The organism is Methylophilus glucosoxydans, from assembly GCF_042676145.1.
Classification (GTDB): domain Bacteria; phylum Pseudomonadota; class Gammaproteobacteria; order Burkholderiales; family Methylophilaceae; genus Methylophilus; species Methylophilus glucosoxydans.
On the sequence record NZ_JBHTJW010000001.1, the window covers coordinates 381168 to 406833 of the forward strand.

Genomic DNA, 25666 nt, shown 5'->3' on the forward strand with positions numbered 1-25666 from the left:
CGCTCGGCTGAAAGGTTAGATTTATTGCCAGTCACTCTTGACCTCATACTTTCTGACGATGAGATCAGACGGGATCGAATCTTGTACTGATAAGACTAAGGTGACTTCCTTTTCGTGAGGATGCTCTGGGTCAGAAAACTCAAAGGATAAAATTCCAGCCTCAGCCAACTTGCTGGCATCAATTACATATACGAAACCATCCTCTGTGTTTCCACTTGTGGCGAAGTGCTTCGCTACATCCTCCGAAGTGGAGGTTGAGACAGCCGAAGGATCGTAGGGGCTGCCATCGAGTTGTTGCGCTCTCGCTGTATTATTTGCGCTAGGACCATAAGTGAATGTACCGTCGTACTTGATTTTTCCATCGTACTTGGCAGTCACCAGACAAGTAGAGCCATTTGCAATGATGCGCCCTTGGTTTTGGGCATCCATTGCCTTACACACACCGCGATATAGCAGCTTACTCATGGAAATATATAATGTTCAAAATCACCGGCCTTGCGAGGCTATTGCACAAGGTCCGGTGCATTGTAGGGTTGGGTATAATGTGCTCAGGCATTCTTGGATAGTTCTCGTAGCTTCGATACTTGCTCCCTAATCGCCGAAATGAGTTGATCTCCTTCGTCCCAAAACGTCTTGAAGGAAACTCCGCCGTCGATATACGTCTGATGTCGTTGATGAGTGCGAAGGCGTTTCAATATCTCCCCAAGGCTCTGTGATACCCCGGTGCCGTCTTCAGTGATCATGCTTTTGAAGTGCAACACCTCGTCTGCGGCGCGACTCATGATGTACTTGCCATCATCTGTGCTGTGGGGATCGCTGTCGCGCTCGGCTTCCCACTCAGCAGTTAGCCTTCGTAAGAAGGCCTCAAAGTCAGCGCAGAAATTGGTAAGTGCCTGCTGCTGCTCAGTTGCACTAGATGAGGCCATTTCAGTAGGCAGGTTTGTAGTTGGAATTTGCTTTAATAGTTCAATCATCTCACCTGCAAGATGACGCTGGAGCAGCTCTCGGAATTCGGAAAGCGTCTCGTATTTGAAATACAGCCCCTCTTGCCCCAAACGCTTCTTGTACTCGGTAAGTGCTTTATACTGCTCTGCGTCCAGGCTCTCCGGAACAACTGGAGCCGACGAAAAGTAAAGAAGCACGGGCTTTCCAGCTTCTCTGAAATGTTCGATCTCTTCTGCAGTCCCCGACTCTGAGACACCTGTGGGCGTACCCAGTCTTGTCCAGAACGCTCCGATTACTAGATCGCAATTCGTAACAAGCTGCCGGTTGATTACCTCTTGCGGGCGGCTACCCATTCCTGGTCTGGAATGCATCTCCCAAAGAACTGGCTCAATAATTGCCGCAGCGCTCAAAGAGTGGACGGCGTTCCACGTAGCGATGACTTCCGGAATAATTTTTCGTTCGTGAATGCAATCACTAGGTGAAGCGACAAGAGCTCTAAATATTGTTCCGGTCTGTGCCATTAACACTCCTATCTAATGGATTTGAAGTTTATGATCGATCATCTACTGACTCCCAGGGATTGCCATTTCCATTACTTCATTTGAGAGAATCTGAGTGCGATAAAAGCAGAGTTGGCCTGAATGATTTGTAGGCCTTAATGCTGTTTGCTTCGAAATCTCTTGAGCAATTCCGATCTCTCCACGGAGCAAAAAGTGTGGTCAGCATCCAGTTTTTCCTTATCCTCTGGTACGGAAGGGTCGCGTGCAATGCGTGACCTTATTGGGAACAAGCCCTTATTTCCAGCTATTGGCGTGACGGCCATAAGTTGCCCGTCACGCTCAAGAGTAAGCCTTGCAAACTCAACGCGATGACCGCCAATTAGATCCCATGCAACTACTTCAGCAGAGTTACCGGAAACGCTACCCTCAAGCAAAATGTAGTTCAGCAATGGAAGCTCTTTGCAAAGTCTCTTGGTTGCAATTGTACCGTCGATCCGGCCTTCAGTTGCCCAGATAACGATTTCCATATCAACTTCAGATAGGTGCATGTCCATAAGATCAACGTAACCCTCTGGGTGAGCGGACCATTTTCCGGTCCAATCCGAGTCTTCGTATACCCAACTTCGAAATTGGGAAATTGTATGTGCGATTTCTGACGGTAGGACCCTAGAGTTTTGCAAAGCTTCCGGGCCTTTGATAAGGATTGCTGTAACTAAGCCGCAAATACCGCAAGCGATCACCCAGTAGCGCTTATACCAAGGCGCCTTTATGGTCTCAGGATTTACTACATCGATTGAGATCGGCTGTGGGGTTAATTGCTTTTGCTTAATTCGGCGGCGAGACATTTTTAAAAAGGGTTGGACTAATTTTTCAATTGGAATCCATAAATACTAAATCATCATATCGATTATTTCGTATTCGACAAGTTAATGTCTGCCAATAACTATCTGATCCGCCGTGATCAATACCTGCTTTGATTACAATGTTATTTTCAGAATTTTGTGGGTGAGACTCGATTACGCTCCAGTTCTTAACTTTGGGGTATTGGTTGCCAATATCACCCACACGGTTCTTCAGGTCGGAAATGCATGACGATATAAATTCAGAGCGAGTTTTCGGACGGTTTTTTTCAATCAAATTGAGTACGCAAGATCGATTTTCTTGAATTTCTTTTTGTAGAATGTCTAGCTCTTCTTTACCTTTGAGCTGCATTGACTCAAACATAGCAGTTGTTTGTGACTTGATATAATCATTCATCTTCATCTCAAATTCAGCGCTACCTTCTTTAAGTGCATAAGCGTAAGCGCCTTTATAAACTCTTGCAGCTTGTGATTGGTAACCTAGGCCACAAATTTTGAGCGCCTGATCAACAGGATCATCGTTTTTGTATGGATTGCCTGTAGCGCATGCAGTAAAAAGTGTGCTTAAAAGTAATATGGTAATTTTATTCAAGTTTTTATCCGATTTTAATTCTCTACGTAACAAACATAGATCGCGGCTATAGTTGCCGCTGTGCATATAACTAGATCAACATGAAACTTGTCTTAGACTTCCCTGAAGGTCTAACCATATTATATATACAAATCATTACATTTCACTCTACTGTAGCCGGATGGGATAACCATGCGACTATTGCAGAGTCTTAGAATCAATGTGACTAATTGATTTAAAGTAATAAGTTGCTAAATCACTAAGCAGCATAGATATTAAATTATCTCAATCATTACTAGACAGGCTGATTACTGGCAGTTACTTTATCGCTGGATATGGACTTTAACGAGCGGATTAATTTTTTACCTCAATCAAATCCCGATAGACATGCCAACTTGCGTGTCCAACCACGGGCATGGTCAGCATTAAACCTAAAAAGTTGGTCGCCAGGCCAAAGCCGATGAGCACGACAATACAAAAAGCCCAGAACAGCATGGGGATAGGGTTGCGGGCGCAGGTGCGCAGGCTAGTAATGGCGGCGGTCCAGGCGCTGGTGTTTCTATCTAGCATGAGGGGCATGGCAATGACGCTGATGCTGAAAATGGCCGCGGCAAACAAGGCGCCAGTGCCAAAGTAAACTAACAGGAAAACCGGTTGTTTGAATGTGAATACATTGATGACGACATCGGTAAATGTTGGCAGCGCACCGTGAAAGTAATGCGAGAAAATGGTCATGGAGAGCCGCACCCAGCTTAAAAACAAACACACCAGCAGCACGGTAAACAGAGTGATGTTGATGAGGTTGGGTAGCCAGGCCATGAGCGTGGGGGCGAGGGCGGGTGGCTCACCAGCTTCCATGCGTCTGCTCAGATCGTATAGCCCCATGGCCAGAAATGGTCCTAGCAGGAAAAACCCGGTAGTGAGCCCGGCGAGCAGCCAGTAATTTTCAGCGAAGATGGTGTGTAACAGAATGCCTGTTGCCGCAAAAAAAATGCCATAAAACAGGCTGGCACGGCCACCGAGATGAATGTCAGTGACGCCGGAATGTAGCCAGTCTGGAATGATGTGGATGGGGACTTTTCGAATTAAAAATTCATCGTCAGCGTGTATTTTGTTGGCTGAAATATGCTGTATGCCCATGTGTTTGGCCCCCGTCAAAAATGATAGCTATCATTCATTGCTGCTGGCAGTGGGGCCGGTCTTAAAACTAAAAATACACTTTCGTGGACGGCGGTCCCGCTACTGGCATTTCTAATCAATCAACACAAAAAACTGCTTTGAATGCGCCAAGTTTTGAGGCTTTGCGCACGTCACCCGGAGCGCATTTCTGTTCCGAGACTTGTTTAGCTTAATCATGAATGGTGGCTTAAGCAACAACAAAAATGTGACAACACCCACCGGAATATTTTCTTGATTGTGCTTTTAAGTGACATTTTGCGCTGCGGGTGAGCACAGCTATCTTGATGGCAGAACCAAGGTTTTGAATTGCTTTGCCGCGTTTTTAAGGGGCTGTGAGGGGGATTGCAATTGTGAGATTGGTAGAGTGAGCGTGTTTTTTTGTTAAGCGTGGCTATTCATAAATTTACATTGATGACATTGGCACCGGGCATTTTTTGTCTTGTCACTGCGATTATCTTGTGCTAATTTACAACATGTAACAAATTTGTAACTAAACGTAATTTGGTTGATACAAGCTGAATTCTGGGTTGGCAAACATGTTATCTATTTGCGAAACACAATGCGTTACCAGGCCAAATGCCTCGGCTTCATCGGAAAGTGTGTTGAAGTTGTTGCTGAGTTTGGGCGTGTTTTCGGGGCTGATTGCCATGGCTTTTTTGCATATCGGTGCCTGGATGGTGTTGCCATTTGCTGGCTTGGAATTGGTGTTGGTGGTTCTGGCGTTTGTGGTGGTGCTGCGTCATAGCGGTGACTACGAAAAAATCACTTTCGTTGAGGATCATATTGAAATCGAACAAAGTGTGTTGGGGAAAATAAAACACGTTCGGTTTCAGCGCTACTGGACCCGTATAACGCTCAGGGAAGGTGAGAACGGCAAGACGTCACTGTGGATAGGGTCCCATAATCAAGAAGTCGAGTTTGGTCGAGATACCATGGATGATGCGCAACGCGAAGCCCTGGCCTCTCATCTCAAACGAACACTTCTAAAAACTAGATAACTGGATTTTGGAGCGATTAGATGCAAGGGATGAAGAAACTCGGGGTTGGTGCGGTTGCATGGTTTTTGTCTTTAAGTGCGCATGCTGACTACACCTGGAATTTTCCGGAGCCAGTCACGCCAATGGCTTTGGATACCCTCCACGTACATAATAAATTCATGCTGATTACTGCCGTGATTTTTGTGGTGGTGCTGGCAATCATGATTTACTCGATTGTGACCCACCGTCACAGCAAAGGCTACAAACCTGTCGCCGATAACCCCCCCTCTACTGCCGTAGAAATTTTCTGGACCTTGATCCCGTTTGCGATCCTGCTGTTGATTGACTTTGTCATCATGGGTATCCCGGCCTATCACAGCGTAGTGATGATGGAAGACACGCGAGACCAATCGACCATGGTGATCAAAATTACCGGGTCACAGTGGCGCTGGCAATATGAGTATCTTGATGGCGATGCCAAGGGCATCAAGTTCGTCAGCAACCTGGCGACGACTAACGGCCAAATGCATAACGAGGAAGATAAAGGCGAGCACTACCTGCTTGAAGTCGATAATCCGCTAGTGTTGCCTGTCGGCGAGAAGGTGCGCATTTTGATGACGGCCTCTGATGTGTTGCATAACTGGTGGGTGCCACAGTTTGGCTCGTCACGTGTGGCCGTGCCTGGGTTTATCCGTGAAACCTGGGTGCAAGTCGAGAAGCCAGGCGTCTACCGCGGCCAATGCAAAGAACTCTGTGGCAAGGGGCATGGCTATATGCCGGTGGTTGTGAATGCGGTTTCCAAAGAAGAGTTTGCGCAGTGGGCAAACAAAAAACAGGATGAGCAAAAAGCCGCGAATGATGTGAAAGAAATGACCAAGGATGAGTTGGTGGCGCAGGGGAAAGTGGTTTACGAGAAAAACTGTGCCGTCTGCCATCAGGTGACCGGGGCTGGCTTGCCGCCTGCATTCCCGGCCTTGACCGGCAGCAAAATTGCGACGGGCGCTATTTTTGGCTCTGATGGCAAATATCAGAAAGATAGCCACCTTGACCGCGTGCTGAATGGCAAGGGTGTGATGCCCGCCTGGAAGGCAACTTTGAACGATACGGAAATTGCAGCGGTGATCACCTATGAGCGTAATGCCTTGGGTAACGCGGCGGCAGTGGATGCCGTGTTGCAGCCGGCGCAAGTTAAAGCAGCCCGTGAATAAATATTTAAGCGATTGATTTAGGAGAGCACTATGAGTACTACTTCAGTAGCACATCATGACGAGCATCAGGATTACCCAACCGGGATCATGCGTTGGCTGACGACGACAAACCACAAAGATATCGGGACCATGTACCTGACGTTTTCACTGATTATGTTCCTGGTTGGTGGCAGCATGATTCTTGGTATCCGTGCCGAGTTGTTCAAGCCCGGACTGCAATTGATGAACCCCGAGTTCTTTAATCAGTTAATTGGCGTGCATGCGCTGATCATGATTTTTGCAGCGTTGATGCCGGCTGCAACCGGATTTGCCAACTGGATGTTGCCGTTGCAGATTGGTGCGCCAGACATGGCTTTACCGCGCTTGAATAACTGGGGCTTCTGGATTTTGCCCCCTTCCGCCATCTTGCTGACGTTGCCATTCACTCTGGCATTGTTTGGTGTGGGTGATGGCGCGCTGGCCACCGGTTGGACCTTTTACCCGCCGCTGTCTGTGCAAGGCGGCATTGGTGTGGACTTTGCCATTTTTGCGGTGCACTTGCTGGGTATTTCGTCTGTGTTAGGTTCAATCAACATTATTGTGACGATTTACAACATGCGTGCGCCTGGCATGACCTTGATGAAAATGCCGATGTTTGCCTGGGGTTGGCTGATCACCGCTTTCTTGCTGATTGCCACCATTCCTGTACTGGCCGGCGCAGTGACCATGTTGCTGACGGACCGTCACTTTGGTACACACTTCTTTGACGCGGCCGGTGGCGGTGACCCGATTATGTTCCAGCATTTGTTCTGGTTCTTTGGTCACCCGGAAGTCTACATTCTGCTATTGCCCGTCTGGGGCTTTATCCCCCAGATTCTGCAAACCTTCAGCCGCAAGCCTATGTATGGCTATAAAGCGCAAGTGTATTCATTGTGGGCGATTGGCGCTTTGGCGGTCGTTGTTTGGGCGCACCACTTCTTTACAGCCGGTATGCCTGTGCCTGCATTGCTGTACTTTATGTATAGCACCATGGCAATTTCCTTACCGTTGGCGGTACTGTTCTATTGCTGGATCCGCACCATGTGGAAAGGCTCCATGAGCTTTGAAACCCCAATGCTGTTCACGGTCGGCTGGATTATTCTGTTTGGCGTGGGTGGTCTGACTGGTCTGGTGCTCGCAGACGTGGCTGCCGATGCGCAATATCACAACAGTTACTTTGTGGTCGCACATTTCCATTACACCCTGTTTGCGGGTGGCATCATGGGGATTATGGCGGGCGTGTACTACTGGCTGCCAAAAATGACAGGCCATATGTATAACGAGAAACTGGGTAAATTACATTTCTGGTTAACAGCCATTTCATTCAATGTGACCTTTATTCCACAGTTCTTTGTCGGCTTGGCCGGGATGCCGCGCCGGATTCCAGACTATGCCTTGCAGTTTGCCGAATTCAATATGATTTCGAGTATCGGTGCATTTGCCTTGGGTCTGTCACAGTTGCTGTTTGTCTACATCATTATCAGCTGTGTCAAAGGTGGCAAAAAGGCAACAGACCGTGTCTGGGAAGGGGCGCAAGGCCTGGAGTGGACGTTGCCATCTCCTCCGCCATATCACAGCTTTACTGAACAGCCGGTGGTTAAATAAATGCTAAAAAAGCCAGTCAATCCAGTTTTTTGGTTGATTGGCTTTGTTTTAAGGTTGACGTATTTTGAGTGATCCCAAGCAGTCTAATAACAGGAAAATTGCATGGCTGCTCGCTGCGGTAGCAATTCTCTGGTACCTGATTTCGATGTTTACGATCTGGAAGTAAACCAGTTGCTGAAACAGTTATGGCATTAAAACAAGATCAGGTAGAAGCCAATCGAAAATTGGCTTTTAAATTGGTGTGGATCATCGTCGGTGCGCTGTTGTTTGCCTTTGCCTTGGTGCCATTGTATGACGTCATTTGTTCTGTGACCGGGCTCAATGGCAAAACCAAAAATACGGCGGAAACAGCCACAAAAGCAGTTGTAGATTTAAAGCGGGAAGTCACCGTGCAGTTTGTGTCATCGGTGATGCCTGGGTTGGGGTGGAATTTTTATCCTAAGCAAAGCAGTGTGGTGGTGCATCCTGGCCAAGTCACTACGGTCATGTTTGAGGCAAAAAACATTACCAATGAGGAGGTTGTCGGGCAGGCCATTCCCAGTGTGACCCCAGGCAAAGCATCGGCCCACTTGAAAAAAATAGAGTGTTTCTGCTTTGTCAGGCAATCGTTAAAACCGGGTGAAGTGAAGGCATTGCCACTGCGATTCTTCGTCAGTGCCGAATTGCCCAAAGATGTACAAGAAATGACCTTGTCGTATTCGTTTTTTCCGGCAAGTCAGCAATAAATAATATGAGTAACACGATCAAAGGATAGGGAGTTAATGCATGGCTAGTCATTCAGAAAATCACTATTTTGTCCCGCACGGCAGTATCTACCCGGCATTGATTTCAGTCGGGTTGCTGTCGATGGCGAGTGGCTTTGTCTTTAATGTTACCGGCTCGGACACGCGGCTAGATGGGTCTATGAAAAATCCGGCCTTGTCCTACCTCGCTACCCCGGGCAAGTACATGATGTATCTGGGCCTGGCGATTGTGCTGGCCATGATGTTCAAGTGGTTAAGTACAGTTGTCACTGAAAGTGTCACCGGCCAGTATAAAAAATGGGAAGACAAATCTTTCCGTATTGGCATGATCGTGTTCATTTGCTCTGAGGTGGCTTTTTTTGCGGCGTTCTTCGGGGCATTGTTTTATATGCGCGTGTTGTCGGTGCCTGATCTGGCTTCTTACGCGCCAGACATTACGCCTTACAAGGACTTTTTAAGTACTTGGCCATCACAGGGGCCTGGCGGAACGGTTCTGGGGGAGACCTATCAACCAAGCACCGCCTTTCACCCCATGACTTGGAGTGGCCTGCCACTGATCAATACCTTGTTGTTGTTGAGTTCTGGTGCGACCATTACCTGGGCACACTGGGGCTTGATCAAAAATAACCGCAAACAACTGATTGTAGGGCTGTTCCTGACGATTGCACTGGGGGTGACCTTCTTGTGCTGCCAGGCAGCCGAGTATCACCACGCTTATACAGAAATGGGGCTGACGCTGAAGTCTGGCGCCTATGGTGCGACCTTCTTCATGTTAACCGGTTTCCATGGCTTTCACGTTACCATTGGCACCCTCATGCTGATTGTGATCTGGTTGCGCAGCATTCGCGGTCACTTTACTCCCGAGCACCACTTCGGGTTTGAAGGCGTGGCCTGGTATTGGCACTTTGTGGATGTGGTTTGGCTCGGTTTGTATATCTTTGTTTACATGCTCTGACGGTTAAAAAGGGCGCAAACAGCGCCCTTTTTAGTCTGGTGATTCCATCGTTCTGGATTAAAGCGTATGGCCCACGTAGCCAAAATGTGCGGCGATGACCAGTGCGAGAAACAGGAAGATAGACAGACCAATACGCAGGGTAAGTGCTTTAACCGTGCGGTCTGATCCGCGTTTGTCTTTGAGTAAAAAAAGCAGGGCAGAAAACAGGCTGCCAATAATGACGATCAGTATCAAAATGGTGGCAATTTTAATTAACATGATGTGATCTCTCGGTAACGTGATGACATTATGGGCTGTAAGCAAAAAAATGCAAATACCCTTGGGAAATTATGTTTTTCGTCTGCGCTGGATGGTGGTGGCTGTGATGGTGGTGGCAATCTGGAGTTGTCTGCGCTTGGGCCTGTGGCAGTGGCATAAGGCTGAGCAAAAACAGGCGATTATGCTGGCATTGAAACCGCATGGCGATGCCGTGGAGCTGCGCGCACAAGCGCTGGATATTCCCAGTCATGTTGAGGCCCTGCACTTGCAGACAGTGATGATCGGCGGCCGCTATCTACCACAATACAGTTTTTTTCTGGATAACCAGGTGGTTCAAGGGCAGGCCGGATTTGCTGTCATCACACCGTTTTTACTGCATGACCAGAAGCATCTTATTTGGGTGAATCGTGGTTGGGTGCCCGGTTTTGCAGACCATCAAAAAATCCCCGAGATTCAGACCCCTGAAGCAGAGCAAGTCATCCGGGGGATGTTCTGGCAACAAAGCAAAACCGGATTCCGGTTGGATAAAGCGGGCTCAAGCTGGCAGCCGGTGCAACCTGTAATAGATTTTTCCTACTTACGGCAGCATGTGCCTTTTTCGTTTGCAAATGTCATCCTCAAACTTGATCCAGCAATGCCTGCCGGATTCGTTAGAGTATGGGAAGTGCCTGGTGGGCAAATTGAAAAGCATATGAGTTATGCCTATCAGTGGTTTGGGTTTGCCTTGGCGAGTTTTATGATTGGTCTTTATCAAATGATAGAAAAGCGGTCTTGATCATGCAGGAACAGTTGACAGAGGTGGTTTTGGACCCGATCCAGCAGCGCAAAGGCCGCAGGGTATTTTTTCTGCTGGCGGTATTTTTTACAGTGCCGCTGCTCGTCGTGGTCGCGATGTTCAAGTTTGACTGGCGACCCAGCGGTAAAAGTCATGGTCAGCTCATTCATCCGCCGGTCTCGATTGCGCATGCGACGCACTGGGTCAGCGACAGGCAGCAGGCGCTGCCCACCTTCTGGCAAGACAAATGGAATATGGTGTTTATCGCACGGGAGTGCGACAGTGCTTGTATGCAGCGGCTGTACGACCTCAGGCAGATTTATGTCTCCTTGTATAAAGACATGATCCGCGTGCAACGGGTGCTCATCACGCAACAGGCCGATACCACAGCGATCCGTGCACGTTATCCTGATTTGCTAATTATTAATGGAGAAACGCAGCAAGTTGCAGAATTGGGTGGGCTATTAAGCGGTGGTGGACAGAATACGCTGGATGCCCACCGCGTGTATTTTATTGATCCGCTCGGCAATATCATGATGCAGTACGGGCCAGAGATGGAAGCCAAGTGGATACGCAAGGACTTGGTCAAATTGTTAAAAGCTTCTTGGGCTGGATAGTCGATGTTTAAACGCTTAAGTGTGCTGGCGGCGATGGTGGCCTTTTGTGTGGTGGTGCTAGGGGCCTATGTCCGGCTCTCTGATGCCGGCTTGGGCTGCCCAGACTGGCCGGGTTGTTATGGTGCGCTCACCGTGCCGCAAAGCGAGGCGGCGATCGCGTCTGCGCAACAGGCCTATCCGGATAAACCACTGCAACATGCCAAAGCCTGGAAGGAAATGGCACATCGCTATCTGGCTGGCAGCTTGGGCCTGTTGGTATTGCTGCTTGGCGTATTAGCTTACAGGCAAAGGCAATTCTTGCACACCCCGTGGCAGCTCTCGGTAGGATTGATCGGCTTGATTGTGGTACAAGCGCTGCTAGGCATGTGGACGGTGACTTTGTTGCTGAAACCCATGATTGTGACTTTACATTTGCTGGGCGGCATGACGACCTTGGCTGTCTTAAGCTGGATCGCCTGCCGACATGTTGCCAGCCAACGTATCGTGATCAGGCCGTGGCAAGTGCGCTGGTTGCAACTGGCTTTGCTGGTCTGGATACTGCAGGTGCTACTGGGTGGCTGGACCAGCAGTAATTATGCGGCCCTGGCCTGTACGGACTTTCCCACCTGTCATGGCGCCTGGTGGCCAGACATGGATGTGGGCGAGGCGTTTCATTTGACTCGGGCGTTGGGTGAAAGCCGGGAGGGCGGACAGCTGCACCTGAATGCATTAACGGCCATCCAATGGGTGCATCGGTTAGGGGCACTGCTGGTGTTTGTATGGCTCATGGTCAGCGTCAAGCTGTTGTGGCAATCAGCCATGCCGCGTTGGTTAACTGGCTGCTTGCTGATGCTCGTGTTGGGTCAGATTGCACTGGGGATTGCCAACCTGATTTTGCAGTTACCGTTAGTGCTGGCAGTCATGCATAACGCCGGGGCTGCGCTGCTCGGAATATGCCTGGTCGCCATTAATGCCAGATTGAAGCATTCATTAGATTAAAACAAGGGGGAGTATGCGATGCAAACAGCATGGATCACACACATGGCCGCTGCAAAAATGGGCTTGCGGCACTTTTATGCCTTATGTAAACCGCGCGTCACCGCGCTGATCGTCTTTACCGCCATGATAGGCATGTTTATGGCCACGCCGGGCATGGTGCCGGTCACTGTGCTGGTGGCCGCCACGGTGGGCATTGCTTTCGCATCTGGGGCTGCCGCGGCATTCAATTGCCTGATCGAGTACAAGATTGATGCCATGATGGCGCGTACGCGCGCACGCCCATTGCCTACCGGCCAGTTATCGCAAATGGAGACCTTGCTGTTCGCCAGCGTACTGGGCGGGGTGGGCTTGAGCATTCTCTATTACTGGGTGAATCCGCTCACCATGTGGCTGACCTTAGCCACCTTTGTCGGCTATGCAGTGATTTACACGGTGTTTCTCAAACCCGCTACCCCGATGAATATTGTGATTGGCGGCGCTTCTGGCGCCATGCCGCCGATTCTGGGTTGGGCAGCAGTCAACAATACCGTCTCGCCAGAGTCGCTGGTGATGTTTTTGATTATTTTTGCCTGGACGCCTCCGCATTTCTGGGCGCTGGCCTTGTATCGCCGCGAAGAATACGCCAAAGTCGGCATGCCCATGTTACCGGTCACCCATGGTGAGCGGTTCACACTGTTGCATATTGTCTTGTATACCGTGATTCTGGTGGTGGTGTCGCTGATGCCTTACGGCCTCGGCATGAGTGGCTGGCTCTACCTGCTATCCGCCGTGCTGCTCAATGCAGTGTTTATGTATTATGTGGTCAGCCTCTACCGACAGTATTCAGATGCGCTGGCTAAAACCACGTTCAAGTATTCCATCCTCTACCTAAGTCTGATTTTTGCCGCGCTGTTACTGGATCATTACCTCATTTAAAAAACAACAGCGTTTAAAATCAAAGCCACAGTGCCGATGCGGATAGCTCCCGTATCGGCACTGTGCTTTTAGCCCGTTATTTAATCACGCCACACGCGATTCTTGGTCCCGCATTGCCCGCTGGCTGAGTCACATAGTCGTCAGCATCGCGATGAAGAATCATCGCATGTCCAATCAGTGCATGTGCCCCTTCAGCCAGGCTGGCATCCTCCAGCGTGGCGCGGTAAATGGCATGGCCCGTGTTGTCTGCTTTCAGGTTAGGAAGGTCGCCAAAATGATGGCTAGGCGTTGCTTGCGAGGCATGTGGATGCGCATCGGGATTGAAGTGCCCGCCTGCACTCGAAGCATCCGCCGCAGAGCAATCGCCTTTTTCATGAATATGAAAGCCGTGTATGGAGTTGGGCGTCAAGCCCGCCACACGGGCAATCAACAGTACTTTCGTGCCCTGTTGAATCAGGTCTACATCGCCAGTGACCTGTGAGTCGGATTTGGCTTCCAGCGTGGCGTGCGCAGAAGTCTGCTGCATGAAAGGTATTTGACTGCAAGAGGCCAATAAAAAAGGCGAGAGGCTGAGCAGCAAGCGGGATAGGGTTTGCATGAAATACTCCTTGGTATGAATCATTGAGCGAGAAATTGCTGTCATCAGGCGAGGGCAGGTGTCGCAAAGTCGGGCATAAAGCCTTAAAGCAGGCACCAGGCTTTAAAAGTTTCCCTGACGATGACTGGCACCATGCCACGATGCCTGGGTGATCCGACTACTTGGGTTGCAAGAAGCCCAGGCCATGCGACCAGGTAATCACATGCACGCCAGCCTCTTTCTGTTTGTCAGCAATTTGCAAATGCAGTTCATGCATTTTGGTCCAGTGGTGCTTGGGACGGTAATGGTGCTCGGCATGATAGCCATTGTTAAACCAGATCAGGTTGTAAAGCTTGCTGTAGCTGCTGACCCCCCAGGCAATCGGCAGGTCAGGATTGCCGCGCCAGTGCTCATACCAGCCGTTGAGCGAAGACAGGCAGTGACCAAGGTAATAAAACGGCACCATAAACAGCATGAATTTCCAGTTCAGCACAAAACCGACCAGCACCAGCAGGACGGAGCAGAGGATTTCAAACACACCAAAGCGCGCCAGGCCAGGATTGCGTTTTTTAATTTCCCGGTAGATTTCCGCCGGGTCGTCCCTGAAATAACTTTTGAAGGTATACGCCCAGACATTCTCAGGCTCTCCGTTGCTGCCATAGCGGTAAATTGAGAGCCAGTCTATGGTGTTGCCATTGGCATCCGGCCGGTCGCTGTTACCGATATGATGGCGTTTATGCACGGCATCATAAAAGGTTTGCGAGAAGACCATGGTCACAGACTCCAGCAGGCTGAATATCCGGTTCAGGAACTCAGACTTAAAGTAGGGGTTGTGGATGAAGTTATGCGAGATGCCATTGATATTCCATGAAATGCTGACGGCGTAGACCAGCCCCAGTAGTACATTGGCGTACCAGGGCAGACGGTCAAACCATAGAAACATGCCAATCAAATAGGCAAAATGCAGTATCCCGAACACAACGGGGATCACATCCCAGTAAGAGTAGGCAAATAGAAATCCTGGCTTGTTTTTGGCGGCCATTTATTGTTCCTTCATCCATTCCATCATAAATCCAATCGGGTGTGGCCAAGGGATCACCTTGACCCCGGCTTGTTTTTGTTTCTCGGCAATTTCTGTGTGCAAGGTATGCATCTGTGTCCAGTGATGCTTGGGCCGGTAGTGATGTTCGGCGTGATAGCCATTGTTTAACCACAACCAGTTATAGAGTTTGTTATAGCAGCTGACACCCCAGGCAATTGGCAAGTCCGGGTTGGCGCCGGCGTGCTCATAGTAGCCATTCATGGCCGTCAGCGAATGGCCCAGGTAATAAAAGAACACGAAGAACAGCCCGAATTGCCAATCCCACAGCAAAAAGCCCACGATCATCAAGGTGACCACGACGACTTCAAACACCGCAAAATAAGCCAATGCCTGGCTATGTTTTTTAATCAAACCGTAGATGCGTTTGGGATCATCACGGAAATAACTCAGCAGCGAGTATTTGAGTGGATGCTCGGCTTGACCATGCTCGCCATGACGATAAATGGAGATCCAGTCTATGGTCTCGCCATCGGCACCTTTGCGGTCATTGTTGCCGATGTGATGTTGCCGGTGGACATAGTCATACATGGTTTGCGAGAAGCCCATGGTGACTGATTCCATCAGGCTGAACAGTCGGTTGAGCAGGGCAGATTTGAAGTAGGCGTTGTGAATAAAGTTATGGGAAACACTATTCACATTCCACGAAATACTAAAGGCATAGATCAGTCCCACCACGCATTTTTGCCACAGCGCCAGACTATGAAAGCTGGAAATCATCCATGCAAAAAACAGAAAATGCAGGCAACCGGCAAGGACAGGGATGATATCCCAGGCGCTATAAGCGAACAGGTAAGGAGATTTTTTGACGCGCACGGGCCAAACCTCAGCAATGATCCACGGATAAAATAATCTCGTATCATGCAGCGGATCACTTACTTAAGCCTTACAGCGGCAGAATTTTGCCAAACAGGGGCATGTGCCGACGTTTAGCGCATCGCAGAAGCAACAAAAAAGCCTGTGTAAAACACAGGCTTTTTTGCAAGTGGTCGCTTAACTGGCGGACAGGCAGGATTTCATAAATGCTTTACGCTCATCGCCTTTGAGCGCTTTGGTTTTAGCGTCGGCGTTACAGGTTTTCATTTTTTCCTGTTGCGCGGTCAATCCTGAGCTAGCGCCCTCTGCGGACAGGCATTGTTTCATGAATGCTTTGCGTTCATCGCCGGCCAAGGCCTTGGCTTTTGCATCGGCGTTACAGGTTTTCATTTTTTCTTGTTGCGTGCCAGCCTGAACAGAAAAACAGACACAAGACAGCAACATAGCAATCACCAGTTTATTCATCGACGTCTCCAAACAAAATAAATTTTTCGAGTTTGAGGCTGCCAGCGGCGGGCCTGTGTGTTGCATTTTGACATAGAGCGCATGGCTTGGGGAATAAAAAAAGCCCGGGAGATCCCGGGCTTTTATGCCTGACGCTGAGACGTCTATTTAATGAATGGGCAGACGATAGAGCAAGCCCGCTTTCATGTCGGGGATCAGTAGTGATTTGCCATCCGCGGAGAGGCTGATATCGGCTGCTGACTGATAGCCCTGGATGATGCGTTGCGGCGTCGCTTTGGGGTCACTGAGTTGCCAGACGTTGCCGCCCGCCCAGTCACTGACATACAGCATGCCGTAGGCGTCGCGGATCAGGCCATCTGCACCACCAAAGCCCTGGTTCAGTAGCGTCACTACCGGCTTGCTGCCACCTAGTTGAACACTGAACAATTTGCCTGTGCCAAAGTCTGCGACCAGCAAACGGTTAGGACCATCCATGAGCAAACCATTGGGGCGTTTGATCCCGGCATTGGCTTTGAGCACTTGCGTGACCTTACCCTCAGGCGTGAGCTTGAAAATCCCCGCGCCCTTGCCGTTGTCATCGCCACTGTCAGAGACGTAGACATTGCCTAGGCCATCAATCTCGATATCGTTCAGAAACACTGGTTTTTGTGGGAAGGCACTGGCTGCAGCGACTACGGTCTGCTTGCCGTTGCTGGCGTCAATCCGCACCACGCGATCATTATCCGCCACATACAGTTGGCCGTTAAACAGATCCAGCCCTTTGGGGTCATTCAGGCCTTCTGCCAGTGTGGTACGCGTGCCGTCGGCCGCAATGCGCGTGATTTTGCCATCGCCCGCTTTACCAAATTCACCGATTTCAGACACATACAGGGTGCCGTCCGGGCTGGCAAAAACGGATTCAGGCATGGCGAATCCGCTCAGTGTGTTGGCGGTGTTGGCGTTCACGCCTGACGCACCTGCTTTGCCGGTGTAGCTCACCCGGTAAATCACGCCATTGTAATCGTCCGAGACCAGCAATGAACCATCCGCAAGCTGTAACACATCCGTCGGGCGGCCCCAGACTTCGCCATCCGCGGTGAGCCAGCCATCAATAAATGGCTTGGTTTCCTTGACCTGGTGCTGAGCATCAAAAGTCACGCGCACCAACTGGTAGCCAACCGGCACCTTGCGGTTCCACGAGCCATGCTGGGCAATCACCGCATTGCCCTGATACTCGGCAGGGAATTGCTTGCCTGTGTAAAACTTGAAGCCCAGATTGGCGCTGTGCGCCTGGAATTCTGCAACAGGCTTGGTCACCTCGGCAGGCGGCGTTTTGTTTTTCCAGTTGGGATCGCGTGTATCGCCGCCTGCAAAATAGGGAAAGCCAAAGTGCAGCCCGGCTTTAGGTGCTGCGTTAAGTTCGTCATGCGGGATGTCTGGTCCGAGCAGATCGACGCCATTGTCAGTGAAAAACAGGGTTTGGGTGTCTGGCTGAAAATCCATGCCGACCGAGTTACGCACGCCTTTGGCAAACGTTTCCACACGACTGCCATCGGTATTCATGCGGATAATTGAGGCCTCGTGACCTGTCGGGTCGCAGATATTGCATGGCGCGCCTATTGTCACATATAGCTTGTTGTCCGGCCCCACCGCCAGATAGCGCCAACCGTGATGCGCCTTGTCCGGCAGTTGTTCATACACGACTTCACGCATGGCCTTAAACGGCAGCGTGAGGTCAAAGTCTGGGGCGGCATAGCGTGTGATGCGATGCTGCTCGGCGACATATAAATGGCCATCCACCATGGCGACGCCATTGCCAACCTTGAGATCGTCCAGAATGCTGACCACCTGGTCAGCCTTGTGATCCTTGTTTTTATCGACGACGGCATACACATGACTGCCACGCGTACCGACATACACATTGCCATTGGTGCCCAGCGCCATCTGGCGGGCTCCCGGCACCTCGGCATACACATCAATCTGAAAGCCATCCGGCAGATGCAGTTTGTTTAAATTGGCACGTACATCATTGATATCTGCCCAGGATGCATTCGCCACTGTCGCGAGCACGGCACCTAGCAGGCAGGTGATTAATCTTTTTTTCATCACGGATATCCTCTTCTCTACAAATATTTAAACCAATATACCTAGCTCAGCCAGTGTAAGCATTTGCGCAAGCCCTGCAAAGTTTAAAAATATGAAATGATTGCCTATTCCTATTTTGGATATGCTGCTTATTGCTATTTGGTAGTAATATCAATGCCTGATTATTCAATGAACCGGGGATATTATGAATAATGAATGCTGGCATGCGCACGACAAGGAACGGACTATTTCTCTACTCTCGGCACTGACGCCCAAAGAGGGATTTACCCTGACCGCACTCGATGGCGTCAAACTCATGCGCTGGAACCGGTCGATTGCACGCAGCCCGGTGTTTTACGAACCCAGTATTGTGTTTGTCTGCCAGGGCAGAAAAGTGGGTTACCTCGGCGGTGAGGTCTACCAGTATAACCCGCAGCAGTTTCTGATTCTGTCAGTGCCGTTGCCGTTTGAAAGCGAAACAATCGCCTCCCCAGACGAGCCACTACTGGCCATTTCTATCCGGATTAACTTATCGGTGATCTCAGAGTTATTAATGAGCCTGGAGCACACAACGCCGATGCAGGTGAATGGCAAAAGCGGCATTATTTCTACCGCGCTGGACAAACAACTCTCGAATGCAGTGGTGCGATTGCTGGAGTGCCTGCAATCCAAAACGGAGGCTGCCGTGCTTGGCCAGGCGATTATCCGCGAGATTCATTACCGGCTGCTCACCTCGGCGCAATCTTCTGCCATCCTGGCCGCGCATAGCACGCACAGCAATTTGGGCCGCATCAGCAAAGCGTTGCGCCTGATTCATGCTGAATATGCCAACGCCCTCAATGTGGACACTCTGGCGGCAGTCTCTGCCATGAGTGTGCCGTCGTTTCATGCCGCCTTTCGCGATGTCACGGCCACGTCACCTATCCAGTATTTGAAAAAAACACGGCTGCACAAAGCCAGGTTGTTGATGGTGCAAGACGGCATGAATGCCACGCTGGCGGCGACCAAGGTTGGGTATGAGAGTGCTTCGCAGTTTAGCCGTGAATTCAAGCGCATGTTTGGCCGCAGCCCGATGGAAGAGGTGAGTGCAGTCCGCAGTGCCTTGATCACTTCACCAGGGGAATTTATTGGCAATCAACGGGACTATGCTTATGTGACCGTCCAGCAATAGCGTGTAGGCTGCTTGTCATAACATCCAAGAGGAATAGGCAACGATTTGAGAAGAGCAGGCAAGCCGGATGGCGTACGCTTGTTTAGACTGTTGATCAGACTGCGGACGACTTTGGCCGCGGAACATTTAGTTGAACAAGAAGACATGGAGATGCGATGAAAACTGCAGCCTACGGCGTACAAAATGCAACCTCGCCCGTTGCCCCTATGAGTATAGACCGCCGGGAACCCGGTCCTAACGATGTGCTCATCGACATCGAGTACTGCGGGATTTGCCATTCGGATATTCACCAGGCGCGCAATGAATGGGGTGGCGGTTCACTCTATCCCATGGTGCCAGGACATGAAATTGTCGGCCGCGTGCGGCAGGTCGGCCCGCAAGTGAGCAAGTTCAAGCCTGGGCAATTGGTGGGGGTCGGTTGCATGGTGGATTCGTGCCGTCACTGTGAGGCCTGCGATGAAGGCGAAGAGCAATACTGTGACCACACGGTTTTCACTTACAACGCCAAAGATCCCAAGCATGGCGGCCTGACCTTTGGTGGCTATGCCGAGCGGATTACCGTGGATGAACACTTTGTGGTCAGCGTGCCGGAAAACCTGGATACCAAGGCCGTGGCTCCCTTGCTCTGTGCCGGCATTACCTTGTATTCGCCATTGAAACACTGGCAGGTGCAGCCCGGCCAGAAAGTCGGCATTATCGGCCTGGGCGGCTTGGGGCACATGGGCGTCAAGCTGGCGGCCGCGATGGGCGCGCATGTGGTGATGATCACCACTTCGGCCAGCAAGGCCGCTGATGCGACCAAGCTGGGGGCGCATGAGGTGCTGATCTCCACACAAGCCGAAGACCTGGCCAAGCATGCTTCCAGCTTTGATTTGATTATTGACACGGTGCCGGTTGCCCATGACCTGAACCCTTATATTGGCTTGCTCAAGCGGGATAAAACTATCGTGCTGGTCGGTCCGCTGGACCCGGTTGACGTCCATGGCGCCAACCTGATCACGCAACGCCGTCATGTCGCCGGGTCACTGATAGGCGGCATTGCGGAAACCCAGGAAATGCTGGATTTCTGTGGCAAACATAATATCGTCAGTGATGTCGAGATGATCGATGCCAACTATATCAATGATGCTTACGAGCGCATGCTCAAGAGTGATGTGAAATATCGTTTTGTGATTGATATCAATTCCATGAAAGCTTAAGCGGAGAGTACTTGCCGTCTCGCGATAAAAAAGCCCTGTTTAAATGAACAGGGCTTTTTTATAGGTAATGCCAGGCCCGACCACCAAAGCTGAGGGCCGAAAACAGTTTAAACATATTCGTCTATCATTGAGAGTTTCTGCTTGGCAGGCGCCTGGTTGTTCTGGTTGAGCGTTGAAGAGCCTTCTGTCTGCTTCTGCTTTTCTGCCGTTTCCTGTTTTTGCCGGATAAGTTGGTCCAGTTGTGCTTGCGTTGCCTCGATTTGCAATTGGATGAGCTTGGCTTTGGCCTGCCCTTCTTTCGATTGCGTATTAATCGCTTCCTTCAGGTCTTTTTGCAGGGAGGTCAGCTTTTTCTGCAGTGCTTCTATGGCCGACTGGCTGCTGCCGCTCGTGCTGGCTGTACTGGTCATTTGAGTGCTCACAGCGGACATCGAAATAGAAATGGACATGGCATGCTCATAAAAGTATTGTCTACAATTGAATTACGACACAAGTCAGCCAAACTTGAGAAAAGCGCTGAATGTTTGACCAGGCATGTCTTGGTTTTTAAACCATATTCGCTGAAAAATCTGGCTGGTATTTTGTTTTGTCAGTATTTTGCGTATAGCCTCCGATATTTAGACTGCGCTGGTGGGTAATGAGGTTATTGATACGGCAGGATGATCTCAGTTCATTGACGACTGACCTAGTAGAAAAGTCGGTGTGACCAAGCCGACGATGACGGGTTTTGTGCAAATTATTCAAAGCAAAACACAAAAATGTTGACAATGAAAGTATTTGAGAATAGTTTGAATACAGTTTGTTAATTCTACACAAATCGCCAATGTTGCCGGTTTAGTGTATGGCTAGGAAAGCCCTGTTCAGTCAGTTTATTGACTGAACAGGGCTTTTTTTTGCTCAAAATTTATGTCGATGTGCTTATCAAGTTTAAGGGAACAGAGGAATGCTCGTACTTAATAAAATTATTGGTAACTCGACTGATCAGGGCGTCGCTGAGCAGTTACACGATTTAAATCACCATGGCGTTGTTGAACACTTGGTACTGAATAAGGACGATGTTCTGAGGCACCGACTGCGGATGAAGACGGATAAAGGCACGGAGTGTGCGATTCAGCTTTCCAGAAATGAGATGCTGTCCAATGGGGCAGTCCTCCTACTTGAAGACAAAAAAGCCATCGTCGTTCAAATGGCTAAAGTTGAATATCTTTGCTTGCGCCCAACTAGCGTAGCGGCCGCGCTGGAGGTTGGGTATTTCTGCGGGAATATGCACTGGAAAGTGGATTTTGAGGGCGATATTTTGAGAATCATGTTGAATGGTCCGAAGGAACGATATATCGAGCGCATTTTCCATTTTATTTCGGATGTGAAAGTTGAGTTGGTGCATGAGTAGTGATTCCCTATTCATCACTCTGCAGCATGCAGACAGCTTCTTTCCTTCAGGAGCAACTTCCTTTTCCTGGGGATTGGAGACGCTCTGCAATGAAAAAACAATTCAATCTTCGTTTGATTTAAATACCTATATCGAGGGTCAGTTAAGAGGACGTTGGGTCACTTGTGAATTGCCAGGCCTCATCGCTGCATACCAGGCGAAAGGGGATTTAGCAGCGGTTGCGCGGGTGGATAAAGAGCTACATGTTTTATCGCTTACTAAGGAGTTTAGAACAGGGGCTGAACGCGCTGGTTCGGGCTTGTTAACCACGCATGCAAAATTAGGCACGCCGCATGCGGAAGAATACAAGAAACTCGTCAAAAGCCTAAAAGCGCCTGGGCAACTCTCGGCAGTTCAGGGGCTGCTGTGGTTTGGGGTCGGTTTAACCGAGCATCAGGCAGCCGTGTTGTCTGGATATAGTTTTTGCTCAGCCTTCGTCAGTGCAGCCATCAGGCTGGGTCTGATTGGCTATGTTGATAGCCAGATCATCATCAAGAACATGCATGAGATTTCCTCTCATTTGCTCTCGCAACCCTTGGTGCCGCTTGAAGAACTTCATTCGTATATACCCGAAACAGACATTGCTGTGATGCAGCATGAAACAGCAGATTCAAGATTGTTTTTTAATTGATGGCATACATTGAGGGAGAAATGAATGTTACTAACACCCGTAGAAATGGAGCGCTTTGCAATATTCAATGCAGCCCAGTTGGCGCGTAGAAGAAGGGAGCGAGGCCTAAAGTTGAACCACCCTGAGGCGATTGCCATTATTGCTGACGAAATTATGGAAGGGGCCAGAGACGGACGTTCCGTGGCCGAGCTCATTAGTTATGGCTCGCAGATTCTCACGACTGACGATGTCATGCCAGGCGTGGAAGCCATGGTCACGATGATTCAGGTGGAGCCGGTTTTCCCTGATGGGACAAAACTCGTTACCGTGCACGATCCAATCCGGCCAGGAAAACTCAAGCGAGCGCCAGAGGATGAAATTGTACCTGGTGAAATCATTGCAGCGGATGGGGACATTGAAATTAACGCCGGTAGAAAACAGGTTTCATTGAAAGCTGTGAATACTGGAGATAGGCCTATCCAAATTGGCAGCCATTACCACTTTTTCGAGGCTAATAGAGCCCTGGATTTTGAGCGTAGATTATCTTTCGGAATGCACCTCGACATCCCAGCCGGTACCGCAGTGCGTTTTGAACCCGGCGAAAGCAAAGTGGTGACTCTTGTCGCTTTTGGCGGCAGGGCAGAAGTATACGGTTTAAACAACTTGACCAATGGCTCTACAAAAAATGAAGAACTGCTAGAGGTCGCTTTAGAGCGGGCACGTCAATCAAACTTTAAAGGTGCGTAAGAGATGGCAAAGATCACGCGTAAAGAATATGCAGCAATGTACGGGCCAACCGTTGGCGATGCTGTTCGACTTGGAGATACCTCACTGCTCGCTGAAATCGAAAAAGATTTTGGATTCCCTGGGGATGAGTGTTTGCATGGTGGCGGCAAAACGCTTCGCGATGGACTTGGAATGGCGCCGGGGTTTGATAGCGCATCCGGATCATTAGATATGTTGATCTCAAATGTGGTGATTATTGATCCAGTACTCGGCATCGTTAAAGGGGATATTGGGATTAAGGGCGGTAAAATAGTCAAGATTGGCAAGGCCGGTAACCCCGCCATTATGGATGGCGTAGATAGTGACTTGGTGATTGGCGCAGCGACCACGGTGCGTGACGGTGAAGGGCTCATTGCCACGCCTGGAGGCATTGATGTTCACGTTCATTTTGACAGCGCACAACTTTGCGAGCATGCCCTTAGTTCAGGCCTGACAACGCTCATAGGCGGGTCACTAGGACCCATTACAGTTGGTATTGACAGTGCCGGGGAGTGGAATGTTGGCAAAATGCATCAATCCAGTGAGCATTGGCCAATCAACTTTGGATTCTTGGGGAGAAGCTCTTCCAACCCTCAATCAATATATGATCAACTTTCAGGCGGTTGTTTTGGTCTGAAAATTCATGAAGACTGGGGCGCGATGCCCGCTGTCATCGACACTTGCCTCTCTGTTGCGGATGAACTCGACTTCCAAGTTTGCCTTCACTCAGACACTTTAAATGAAAGTGGTTTTCTTGAAGACTCGTTGGCCGCGGTCAAGGGTAGAACAATACACATGTACCATACGGAAGGCGCTGGTGGTGGGCATGCACCTGACATCATCAAAGTCGTCGGGGAGCTGAACTGCTTACCTTCTTCTACTAACCCCACCAATCCTTACACCATCAATACCTTCGATGAGCACCTGGATATGATTATGGTTTGCCATCATCTGAACCCATCCATTCCAGAAGATGTGGCCTTTGCTGAGAGTCGCATTCGAGCGCAAACAATTGCGGCTGAGGATGTTTTACATGATATGGGCGCCATCTCTATGCTTGGCTCTGACAGTCAAGGCATGGGGCGTATCAACGAAGTGGTTTGTAGGACCTGGCAGTTGGCAAGCAAGATGAAAGACCAGCGCGGCCGTTTAGCCGAGGAAACCTCCCGAATTGGGGATAACGAGCGGATCAAAAGGTACATCGCTAAATATACGATTAACGCAGCACGCGCGTTTGGGATCGATGAACATGTTGGCTCATTGGAAAGTGGAAAAATTGCAGATATCGTTTTATGGCGCCCTGCATTTTTTGGCATCAAACCTGAGTTAGTCGTGAAAGGCGGTTTCATAGTCTGGTCTCCCATGGGGGACAGTGCTGCATCACTAATGACCTGTGAACCAGTCATTATGCGTCCACAATGGGGCGCTTTTGGTGGCGCGCCAAGTCAGTTGAGCTTTAACTTTGTGAATCCTTTGGCAATAGAGGCTGGTCTGTCCGACAAGTTAGGACTCAAAAAAGGCCTGCTTCCATCGTATGGCACCAGAAAAATCAATAAGTCCAATATGCTTCACAACAAGACCTTGCCTAATATCAGTGTCAATTCTCAAACCTTTCAGGTCTCAATTGATGGCGTTCCAATCACTTGTGAGCCTTCAACGAAACTCCCATTGGCGCAAAGGTACATGTTCAGATGAATACAGAAACTGTCAAACCACATCAGGGGGCCGCCAGGGTCGGCATTGGCGGTCCCGTTGGGTCGGGTAAAACGGCCTTACTTGAGCAACTGATTCCAAGATTTATTGCAAGAGGCACCCAACTCGCTGTCATCACCAATGATTTAGTGACTAAAGAGGATGCAATCAGGATTCAACGGAGCGGACTGATTTCACCTGACCGGGTGATGGCAGTCGAAACCGGCGCCTGTCCTCATACTGCTATCCGTGAAGATCCAACGATGAACATCCAGGCGGCTGATTTTCTGGATGAGAAATATGGAAATCTGGATCTCATCCTGATTGAAAGTGGCGGTGATAATTTGGCTTCTTCTTTTTCACTTGATCTCGTTGATTATTGGTTATTCGTCATTGATGTCGCAGGCGGCGATGATATTCCACGCAAACGCGGGCTAGGTGTCATGCAGTGCGATTTGTTGATCATCAATAAAACGGATTTAGCACCCTATGTGGGTGTAAATATCGAACGGATGTTGATGGAAGGTGAAGAGGTTCGAGGTGGCAAGCCAATACTGCTCACCAATTGCGCCAAAGGTCATGGCATTGATGAGGTGGTCGAGAAAATTGCCAGGGAGGTTCTTTTTGAGGGCTAACCATTTACAGGTTGTAGCGCCCATCGTCGAGAGTATAGGG

The 25666-nt window shown here is 49.7% G+C and carries 28 protein-coding genes; 16 read left to right on the plus strand and 12 right to left on the minus strand.

What is annotated here, in order from left to right; translation table 11 throughout:
• Positions 1 to 21 precede the first annotated feature (21 nt).
• From ACFQ1T_RS01850 to ACFQ1T_RS01870, 5 genes are all read right to left on the minus strand, one after another.
• The gene (locus ACFQ1T_RS01850) at positions 22 to 465 is read right to left on the minus strand and encodes a hypothetical protein (protein WP_379073558.1); all 444 of its coding nucleotides are present in this window, start codon (positions 463 to 465) and stop codon (positions 22 to 24) included.
• A gap of 83 nt (positions 466 to 548) precedes the next feature.
• Complete coding sequence (locus ACFQ1T_RS01855) at positions 549 to 1466, minus strand: hypothetical protein (RefSeq protein WP_379073560.1); 918 nt, start codon at positions 1464 to 1466, stop codon at positions 549 to 551.
• A gap of 134 nt (positions 1467 to 1600) precedes the next feature.
• Complete coding sequence (locus ACFQ1T_RS01860) at positions 1601 to 1972, minus strand: hypothetical protein (RefSeq protein ID WP_379073562.1); 372 nt, start codon at positions 1970 to 1972, stop codon at positions 1601 to 1603.
• Positions 1973 to 2315: 343 nt separating this feature from the next.
• Positions 2316 to 2897 (minus strand): hypothetical protein, encoded by a 582-nt coding sequence (locus ACFQ1T_RS01865; protein WP_379073564.1) that lies wholly within the window; start codon positions 2895 to 2897, stop codon positions 2316 to 2318.
• Positions 2898 to 3230: 333 nt separating this feature from the next.
• Positions 3231 to 4016, minus strand: coding sequence for a DUF2189 domain-containing protein (locus ACFQ1T_RS01870; protein ID WP_379073567.1), 786 nt, complete (start codon positions 4014 to 4016; stop codon positions 3231 to 3233).
• Between the two features lie 575 nt (positions 4017 to 4591).
• Here ACFQ1T_RS01870 and ACFQ1T_RS01875 point away from each other — a divergent pair.
• The 5 genes from ACFQ1T_RS01875 (at position 4592) to ACFQ1T_RS01895 (ending at position 9561) form a co-directional block, all read left to right on the plus strand.
• Positions 4592 to 5053 carry a DUF2244 domain-containing protein gene (locus ACFQ1T_RS01875; RefSeq protein ID WP_313986986.1) on the plus strand — a complete coding sequence of 154 codons (462 nt, stop codon included), beginning with the start codon at positions 4592 to 4594 and terminating at the stop codon, positions 5051 to 5053.
• A gap of 20 nt (positions 5054 to 5073) precedes the next feature.
• Entirely contained in the window at positions 5074 to 6240 is a 1167-nt protein-coding gene (gene coxB / locus ACFQ1T_RS01880; protein ID WP_194749335.1) for a cytochrome c oxidase subunit II, read from the plus strand.
• Positions 6241 to 6270: 30 nt separating this feature from the next.
• The gene (gene ctaD / locus ACFQ1T_RS01885) at positions 6271 to 7863 is read left to right on the plus strand and encodes a cytochrome c oxidase subunit I (RefSeq protein ID WP_379073570.1); all 1593 of its coding nucleotides are present in this window, start codon (positions 6271 to 6273) and stop codon (positions 7861 to 7863) included.
• A 185-nt stretch (positions 7864 to 8048) separates the two neighbouring features.
• On the plus strand, positions 8049 to 8588 hold the full coding sequence (locus tag ACFQ1T_RS01890; RefSeq protein WP_338656600.1) for a cytochrome c oxidase assembly protein: 540 nt from the start codon (positions 8049 to 8051) through the stop codon (positions 8586 to 8588).
• 40 nt (positions 8589 to 8628) lie between these two features.
• Positions 8629 to 9561, plus strand: coding sequence for a cytochrome c oxidase subunit 3 (locus tag ACFQ1T_RS01895; protein WP_194749338.1), 933 nt, complete (start codon positions 8629 to 8631; stop codon positions 9559 to 9561).
• A gap of 57 nt (positions 9562 to 9618) precedes the next feature.
• Here the strand turns inward: ACFQ1T_RS01895 and ACFQ1T_RS01900 are convergent, their stop codons facing one another.
• Positions 9619 to 9819, minus strand: coding sequence for a twin transmembrane helix small protein (locus tag ACFQ1T_RS01900; protein ID WP_194749339.1), 201 nt, complete (start codon positions 9817 to 9819; stop codon positions 9619 to 9621).
• 49 nt (positions 9820 to 9868) lie between these two features.
• Between ACFQ1T_RS01900 and ACFQ1T_RS01905 the strand changes: the two genes are divergently transcribed.
• The 4 genes from ACFQ1T_RS01905 to cyoE are packed head-to-tail and all read left to right on the plus strand — an operon-like array spanning position 9869 to position 13104.
• Entirely contained in the window at positions 9869 to 10594 is a 726-nt protein-coding gene (locus ACFQ1T_RS01905) for an SURF1 family protein (protein WP_338656605.1), read from the plus strand.
• A 2-nt stretch (positions 10595 to 10596) separates the two neighbouring features.
• A complete protein-coding gene (locus ACFQ1T_RS01910; protein ID WP_338656607.1) occupies positions 10597 to 11211 on the plus strand; it encodes an SCO family protein in 615 nt (204 codons plus the stop codon).
• A 3-nt stretch (positions 11212 to 11214) separates the two neighbouring features.
• Positions 11215 to 12189, plus strand: coding sequence for a COX15/CtaA family protein (locus tag ACFQ1T_RS01915; RefSeq protein WP_379073573.1), 975 nt, complete (start codon positions 11215 to 11217; stop codon positions 12187 to 12189).
• Between the two features lie 18 nt (positions 12190 to 12207).
• Positions 12208 to 13104 carry a heme o synthase gene (gene cyoE, locus ACFQ1T_RS01920; RefSeq protein WP_194749343.1) on the plus strand — a complete coding sequence of 299 codons (897 nt, stop codon included), beginning with the start codon at positions 12208 to 12210 and terminating at the stop codon, positions 13102 to 13104.
• Positions 13105 to 13180: 76 nt separating this feature from the next.
• Here the strand turns inward: cyoE and ACFQ1T_RS01925 are convergent, their stop codons facing one another.
• The 5 genes from ACFQ1T_RS01925 to ACFQ1T_RS01945 all read right to left on the minus strand — a co-directional run bounded on the left by ACFQ1T_RS01925 (position 13181) and on the right by ACFQ1T_RS01945 (position 18146).
• The gene (locus ACFQ1T_RS01925) at positions 13181 to 13702 is read right to left on the minus strand and encodes a superoxide dismutase family protein (protein WP_379073576.1); all 522 of its coding nucleotides are present in this window, start codon (positions 13700 to 13702) and stop codon (positions 13181 to 13183) included.
• 157 nt (positions 13703 to 13859) lie between these two features.
• A complete protein-coding gene (locus ACFQ1T_RS01930; RefSeq protein ID WP_379073578.1) occupies positions 13860 to 14723 on the minus strand; it encodes a fatty acid desaturase in 864 nt (287 codons plus the stop codon).
• The gene (locus ACFQ1T_RS01935; RefSeq protein WP_379073580.1) at positions 14724 to 15596 is read right to left on the minus strand and encodes a fatty acid desaturase family protein; all 873 of its coding nucleotides are present in this window, start codon (positions 15594 to 15596) and stop codon (positions 14724 to 14726) included.
• A 177-nt stretch (positions 15597 to 15773) separates the two neighbouring features.
• Positions 15774 to 16061, minus strand: a complete 288-nt coding sequence (locus ACFQ1T_RS01940; protein ID WP_194749345.1) for a PsiF family protein — start codon at positions 16059 to 16061, stop codon at positions 15774 to 15776.
• 147 nt (positions 16062 to 16208) lie between these two features.
• Positions 16209 to 18146: an SMP-30/gluconolactonase/LRE family protein gene (locus tag ACFQ1T_RS01945; protein WP_379073582.1), complete on the minus strand. Its 1938-nt coding sequence runs from the start codon at positions 18144 to 18146 to the stop codon at positions 16209 to 16211.
• 184 nt (positions 18147 to 18330) lie between these two features.
• On the opposite strand from ACFQ1T_RS01945, the gene ACFQ1T_RS01950 reads away from it, so the two are divergent.
• Positions 18331 to 19296, plus strand: coding sequence for an AraC family transcriptional regulator (locus tag ACFQ1T_RS01950; RefSeq protein ID WP_194749347.1), 966 nt, complete (start codon positions 18331 to 18333; stop codon positions 19294 to 19296).
• Positions 19297 to 19451: 155 nt separating this feature from the next.
• A complete protein-coding gene (locus ACFQ1T_RS01955) occupies positions 19452 to 20495 on the plus strand; it encodes an NAD(P)-dependent alcohol dehydrogenase (protein ID WP_194749348.1) in 1044 nt (347 codons plus the stop codon).
• Positions 20496 to 20602: 107 nt separating this feature from the next.
• Here ACFQ1T_RS01955 and ACFQ1T_RS01960 read toward each other — a convergent pair whose 3' ends face one another.
• Positions 20603 to 20944, minus strand: coding sequence for a FlxA-like family protein (locus ACFQ1T_RS01960; protein WP_194749349.1), 342 nt, complete (start codon positions 20942 to 20944; stop codon positions 20603 to 20605).
• Between the two features lie 494 nt (positions 20945 to 21438).
• On the opposite strand from ACFQ1T_RS01960, the gene ureE reads away from it, so the two are divergent.
• The 5 genes from ureE to ureG are packed head-to-tail and all read left to right on the plus strand — an operon-like array spanning position 21439 to position 25626.
• Complete coding sequence (ureE, locus tag ACFQ1T_RS01965; protein WP_379073585.1) at positions 21439 to 21885, plus strand: urease accessory protein UreE; 447 nt, start codon at positions 21439 to 21441, stop codon at positions 21883 to 21885.
• Positions 21878 to 22555 (plus strand): urease accessory protein UreF, encoded by a 678-nt coding sequence (locus tag ACFQ1T_RS01970; protein ID WP_379073587.1) that lies wholly within the window; start codon positions 21878 to 21880, stop codon positions 22553 to 22555. Before ureE ends, ACFQ1T_RS01970 begins: the two co-directional genes overlap by 8 nt.
• A 24-nt stretch (positions 22556 to 22579) precedes the next feature.
• Positions 22580 to 23281 (plus strand): urease subunit gamma, encoded by a 702-nt coding sequence (locus tag ACFQ1T_RS01975; RefSeq protein ID WP_124553590.1) that lies wholly within the window; start codon positions 22580 to 22582, stop codon positions 23279 to 23281.
• A gap of 3 nt (positions 23282 to 23284) precedes the next feature.
• Positions 23285 to 24994: an urease subunit alpha gene (ureC, locus tag ACFQ1T_RS01980; protein WP_379073589.1), complete on the plus strand. Its 1710-nt coding sequence runs from the start codon at positions 23285 to 23287 to the stop codon at positions 24992 to 24994.
• Entirely contained in the window at positions 24991 to 25626 is a 636-nt protein-coding gene (ureG, locus tag ACFQ1T_RS01985) for an urease accessory protein UreG (RefSeq protein ID WP_379073591.1), read from the plus strand. Before ureC ends, ureG begins: the two co-directional genes overlap by 4 nt.
• Positions 25627 to 25666 lie beyond the last annotated feature (40 nt).

What these genes read in the sequence shown, in the direction of transcription:
- ACFQ1T_RS01895 (WP_194749338.1), top strand. Translation starts at nt 8,629, where the DNA reads ATGGCTAGTCATTCAGAAAATCACTATTTTGTCCCGCACGGCAGTATC.
- ACFQ1T_RS01975 (WP_124553590.1), top strand. Translation starts at nt 22,580, where the DNA reads ATGTTACTAACACCCGTAGAAATGGAGCGCTTTGCAATATTCAATGCA.
- cyoE (WP_194749343.1), top strand. Translation starts at nt 12,208, where the DNA reads ATGCAAACAGCATGGATCACACACATGGCCGCTGCAAAAATGGGCTTG.
- ureC (WP_379073589.1), top strand. Translation starts at nt 23,285, where the DNA reads ATGGCAAAGATCACGCGTAAAGAATATGCAGCAATGTACGGGCCAACC.
- ACFQ1T_RS01915 (WP_379073573.1), top strand. Translation starts at nt 11,215, where the DNA reads ATGTTTAAACGCTTAAGTGTGCTGGCGGCGATGGTGGCCTTTTGTGTG.
- ACFQ1T_RS01925 (WP_379073576.1), bottom strand. Translation starts at nt 13,702, where the DNA reads ATGCAAACCCTATCCCGCTTGCTGCTCAGCCTCTCGCCTTTTTTATTG.
- ACFQ1T_RS01875 (WP_313986986.1), top strand. Translation starts at nt 4,592, where the DNA reads ATGTTATCTATTTGCGAAACACAATGCGTTACCAGGCCAAATGCCTCG.
- ACFQ1T_RS01870 (WP_379073567.1), bottom strand. Translation starts at nt 4,016, where the DNA reads ATGGGCATACAGCATATTTCAGCCAACAAAATACACGCTGACGATGAA.
- ACFQ1T_RS01900 (WP_194749339.1), bottom strand. Translation starts at nt 9,819, where the DNA reads ATGTTAATTAAAATTGCCACCATTTTGATACTGATCGTCATTATTGGC.
- ACFQ1T_RS01910 (WP_338656607.1), top strand. Translation starts at nt 10,597, where the DNA reads ATGCAGGAACAGTTGACAGAGGTGGTTTTGGACCCGATCCAGCAGCGC.
- ACFQ1T_RS01950 (WP_194749347.1), top strand. Translation starts at nt 18,331, where the DNA reads ATGAATAATGAATGCTGGCATGCGCACGACAAGGAACGGACTATTTCT.
- ACFQ1T_RS01930 (WP_379073578.1), bottom strand. Translation starts at nt 14,723, where the DNA reads ATGGCCGCCAAAAACAAGCCAGGATTTCTATTTGCCTACTCTTACTGG.
- ACFQ1T_RS01905 (WP_338656605.1), top strand. Translation starts at nt 9,869, where the DNA reads ATGCAAATACCCTTGGGAAATTATGTTTTTCGTCTGCGCTGGATGGTG.
- ACFQ1T_RS01940 (WP_194749345.1), bottom strand. Translation starts at nt 16,061, where the DNA reads ATGAATAAACTGGTGATTGCTATGTTGCTGTCTTGTGTCTGTTTTTCT.
- ureG (WP_379073591.1), top strand. Translation starts at nt 24,991, where the DNA reads ATGAATACAGAAACTGTCAAACCACATCAGGGGGCCGCCAGGGTCGGC.
- ACFQ1T_RS01890 (WP_338656600.1), top strand. Translation starts at nt 8,049, where the DNA reads ATGGCATTAAAACAAGATCAGGTAGAAGCCAATCGAAAATTGGCTTTT.
- ACFQ1T_RS01855 (WP_379073560.1), bottom strand. Translation starts at nt 1,466, where the DNA reads ATGGCACAGACCGGAACAATATTTAGAGCTCTTGTCGCTTCACCTAGT.
- ACFQ1T_RS01970 (WP_379073587.1), top strand. Translation starts at nt 21,878, where the DNA reads ATGAGTAGTGATTCCCTATTCATCACTCTGCAGCATGCAGACAGCTTC.
- ureE (WP_379073585.1), top strand. Translation starts at nt 21,439, where the DNA reads ATGCTCGTACTTAATAAAATTATTGGTAACTCGACTGATCAGGGCGTC.
- ACFQ1T_RS01860 (WP_379073562.1), bottom strand. Translation starts at nt 1,972, where the DNA reads ATGGAAATCGTTATCTGGGCAACTGAAGGCCGGATCGACGGTACAATT.
- ACFQ1T_RS01960 (WP_194749349.1), bottom strand. Translation starts at nt 20,944, where the DNA reads ATGTCCATTTCTATTTCGATGTCCGCTGTGAGCACTCAAATGACCAGT.
- ACFQ1T_RS01955 (WP_194749348.1), top strand. Translation starts at nt 19,452, where the DNA reads ATGAAAACTGCAGCCTACGGCGTACAAAATGCAACCTCGCCCGTTGCC.
- ACFQ1T_RS01850 (WP_379073558.1), bottom strand. Translation starts at nt 465, where the DNA reads ATGAGTAAGCTGCTATATCGCGGTGTGTGTAAGGCAATGGATGCCCAA.
- ACFQ1T_RS01945 (WP_379073582.1), bottom strand. Translation starts at nt 18,146, where the DNA reads ATGAAAAAAAGATTAATCACCTGCCTGCTAGGTGCCGTGCTCGCGACA.
- ctaD (WP_379073570.1), top strand. Translation starts at nt 6,271, where the DNA reads ATGAGTACTACTTCAGTAGCACATCATGACGAGCATCAGGATTACCCA.
- coxB (WP_194749335.1), top strand. Translation starts at nt 5,074, where the DNA reads ATGCAAGGGATGAAGAAACTCGGGGTTGGTGCGGTTGCATGGTTTTTG.